A 274-nucleotide genomic window follows, 5' to 3' on the forward strand; every position below is an offset into this window, starting at 1 on the left:
GCTCGGCCCGCAAGAAGAGTCGCGGACAGAGCGCCGCCATGATCTATCCGATCGCGCTCGAAGCCGTGCAGCGCCTCGATGCCCTGTTCGACATCGAGCGCGGCATCAACGGCAAGAGCCCGGCCGAGCGGCTTGCAGTTCGCCAGGAACTCAGCGCGCCGCTCATGGCCGAGCTCCACACCTGGCTGACCGAGCAGGTCGCCAAGCTGTCGCGCGGCCATGATCTCACCAAGGCCTGCTTCTACATGCTCAAGCGCTGGGACGCGTTCACCCG

Annotated in this window: 1 protein-coding gene; it reads left to right on the top strand. The window is 66.4% G+C overall.

From position 1 onward, the window contains the following. The coding region (locus AX692_RS06805) for an IS66 family transposase (RefSeq protein ID WP_155646278.1) at positions 1 to 274 on the top strand (274 nt) is incomplete at both ends.

Source organism: Erythrobacter donghaensis (assembly GCF_001557325.1).
GTDB lineage: Bacteria > Pseudomonadota > Alphaproteobacteria > Sphingomonadales > Sphingomonadaceae > Erythrobacter > Erythrobacter donghaensis_B.